The sequence below is a fragment of the Rubrivirga sp. genome, from assembly GCF_049648075.1.
Classification (GTDB): Bacteria; Bacteroidota; Rhodothermia; order Rhodothermales; family Rubricoccaceae; genus Rubrivirga.
In genome coordinates this window covers 1-2,681 of record NZ_JBARYR010000692.1, presented here as the reverse complement: position 1 = coordinate 2,681, position 2,681 = coordinate 1, and the positions used below count along the sequence as shown (strand labels likewise).

Annotated in this window: 4 protein-coding genes; 1 reads left to right on the top strand and 3 read right to left on the bottom strand. The window is 70.6% G+C overall.

The window, feature by feature from the left end; genetic code table 11:
- From WBA11_RS18365 to WBA11_RS18355, 3 genes are all read right to left on the bottom strand, one after another.
- Window positions 1–234 (bottom strand): hypothetical protein (locus tag WBA11_RS18365; RefSeq protein ID WP_424522083.1); only part of this gene is annotated, 234 nt, incomplete at its 3' end.
- A gap of 176 nt (window positions 235–410) precedes the next feature.
- Window positions 411–1,943, bottom strand: a complete 1,533-nt coding sequence (locus WBA11_RS18360) for a M20/M25/M40 family metallo-hydrolase (RefSeq protein ID WP_424522082.1) — start codon at window positions 1,941–1,943, stop codon at window positions 411–413.
- Between the two features lie 95 nt (window positions 1,944–2,038).
- Window positions 2,039–2,305, bottom strand: coding sequence for a hypothetical protein (locus tag WBA11_RS18355; RefSeq protein ID WP_424522081.1), 267 nt, complete (start codon window positions 2,303–2,305; stop codon window positions 2,039–2,041).
- A gap of 125 nt (window positions 2,306–2,430) precedes the next feature.
- On the opposite strand from WBA11_RS18355, the gene WBA11_RS18350 reads away from it, so the two are divergent.
- A partial coding sequence (locus WBA11_RS18350) for a DUF4147 domain-containing protein (RefSeq protein WP_424522080.1) occupies window positions 2,431–2,681 on the top strand: 251 nt, incomplete at its 3' end.

The following is a 2,681-nucleotide window of genomic DNA, read 5'->3' as shown; positions in this document are numbered from 1 at the left end:
GGCCTGCTGCGGACGGGCCTGGACGCCGACGCCGGTCTCCAGGGGCAGCGGGCCGACGCGCTCGGCCGCGCGGCCAACCTCGAGCGGGAGCAGCGCTACGAGGCCGACACGGACGTTTACCGGGCCTGCGCCCAGGAGCTCGCGGGCCCGGGCGGTCTTTCCTGCTCTCAGTGGCGGTGTCCCCGGCGACCTCGGGAGCGGATAGCGCCGACGTCGAGGCCTGCGGAACTCCACGCCCCATGTAGACATCCCCACCCAAAGAGGGCGGCCTCACTCTCACTCCGGGCACGACGAGCAGCCTCGAGGACGTGGCTACGCGCCAGTTAATTCGTGCCCAACACTCCCCGGCGAAGAGGGAAGTCCATGGCGCCGCCGCCAGGAAAGCTCGCCGTCCTCGAGGACGACCGCCGCTAGTTCGGAGCCGTCCTCCTCGGCTCGCGGCACGGGCCGAACTCGCGGGGCTCGCCCGTGCGCGGGTTGACCGGCAGGTTGGCCGTCTCGCGCGTCATCCGCTCCGGGTCCTCGGACGCGCCGTAGACCAGCATCGCCGCCAACGTCGCGTTCTGCCTGAGATCGTCGAACACGATCTTGTCGTAGGTGTCGAGGTTCGTGTGCCAGGTGTACTGGCGGTACTCGTCGTAGGGCGACTGCAAGCGTAGGACGGGCGCCTCGGCGCAGGTGAACGAGGTGTGATCGGAGCCGCGGTTGTTCTGCTCGCCCGGGACCTCGACGACGACTTGGGCCTGGACCTCGGTCGGGACGGCGGCCATCCACACGGGTAGGTGCTCGGCGGTGTCCAGGAAGCCCTGCCCCTCGATCCGCTCGAACCGCCACGTCCCGTTGTCCTGGTTGAACCCCACTTGGAGCCCGGCCACGACCTCGGGGTGGTCCTCCCGGAACGCGCCCGAGCCGATCAGGCCCACTTCCTCGGCGCCCCAGTGCCCGGCCAGGATCGTGCGGCGCGGGTTCGGGTAGGTCTCCTTCAGGATGCGCATGGCCTCGAGCATCACGATCGTGCCCGTCGCGTTGTCCGTCGCGCCCGTCGCCGCGTGCCACGAGTCGAGGTGGGCACTCAGCAGGATGTACTCGTCGGGGAGCTCCGTGCCCCGCATCTCGGCGACGACGTTGAACTGCGGCACCACGCCTCCATCCTCCGCCTGAGCGTTGACGCGGACGCGCGGCGCGTTCTCGGACTCGGCCAGCCGCGCCAACATCCCGTAGTCCTCGCACGACACATCGAGGCCGACGGCGCGCTCGTTCCCGGTACTGAACACCTTGTTCGCGCCCCATCCGCCGGACCACCGCGACGACAGCGTCCCGGCGACGCCCGCGTCCTCGAGGACGCCCGCCACGTCGCGGCCAAGGGCGCTCAGGCGCTGCCGCCAGTCCGCCCGCAAAGACGCTCGTTGCGCCTCGAGCCGTTCGATGGTCTCAGGGCGGGCGTTGGCCTCGAGCTCCTGCATCGCGCGGCACATCGGCTCGGGCGGGCTCGTCAGCACGAAGGCGCCCTCGAGGCCCGCGAGCCACGCCTGGGCGGTTTCGGGCGTCAAGTCGGCGGGCGGGGCTACCACGGGTCCTTCGACCGGACCGTCGGTGCCCGGGGTCCAGGCCAGCATCTCGGCAACGAGAGACTGCACACGGGGCGCCGTCATCTCGACGTGGAGCGCGCCGGCTTCCCAGCGGTTCCACGTCCCGTACTCCTCGCGACGCGCGTCGACGCCCCAGCCGGCGTACGTCTCCAAGAGCCAGTCTTGCGCGTTCTCCAGGCCCTGCGAGCCTGCGAGCCGGGGCCCGATCACGTCGGTCAGGACGTGGGCCATCGCCTCGGTCTGGGACCGGTCCATGCCCTCGGCCCACATCTCGCGGATCACGGGGTCGTCGGTCGGAAAGTGCTGGGCGAACGCGGGGGCCGCGAGGGCGACCAGGAGGACGAGGCGGAACATCGGGCGTACGGGTGGGACACTCGGAATCTAGCCGACGGGCACCGCGCCCCATCGCCGTCGAGCCCGCCTCACGGCAGCGCCACTACCCAGACGGTCTAGAGCCCCGCCTTGACCTCGTAGAGCGCCCGGTTTTTGACCGCGTCCCCGAAGACGCTCAGCCCCGCGTTGAGGCAGACGAGCGCGAACGTGCCGTGCCAGAAGTACGGCCTCCCATCGGACCACTTGACCGTCGCCCGGCCGACGGCGCACGCCCCGAAGGCGACGACGACGAGACCGGGGAGGGCCATCGCCTTCCACTTTTTGCGGTGGTACTCGGCGGTGACGGGAAGCGCGCGTTCCTCGGGGGCAACAGGCAGGGACATCGGGAGGTGAGGACGTGAGGGGTCGACTACGGCGGACGAGCAGATCCGTTCTTTCACCCGGGTGCCGAGGCCTTTCCTGATGGTACGTCCGCAGGCGCGACCTTGACCGCTGACCCTCTCGCCCCATGACCGATCTCGCCCTCGATGCCCGAAGCGTGTTCGATGCAGCGGTCCGATCCGTCCAGGCTCCGTCACGGATCGCCGGCGTCGACCTCGAGGCCGTCGCCGGTCGGCCACTCGGGTCGTTCCGGCGTGTCGTGGTCGTCGGAGCCGGGAAGGCGTCGGCGGCACTGGCGGGTGCTCTCGAGGCTCGCCTGTCCAGCGTGGCGCTGACTGCGAGAGTCGAGGGTGCCGTCGTCGTACCCCACACCTACCC

What these genes read in the sequence shown, in the direction of transcription:
- WBA11_RS18355 (WP_424522081.1), bottom strand. Translation starts at nt 2,305, where the DNA reads ATGTCCCTGCCTGTTGCCCCCGAGGAACGCGCGCTTCCCGTCACCGCC.
- WBA11_RS18360 (WP_424522082.1), bottom strand. Translation starts at nt 1,943, where the DNA reads ATGTTCCGCCTCGTCCTCCTGGTCGCCCTCGCGGCCCCCGCGTTCGCC.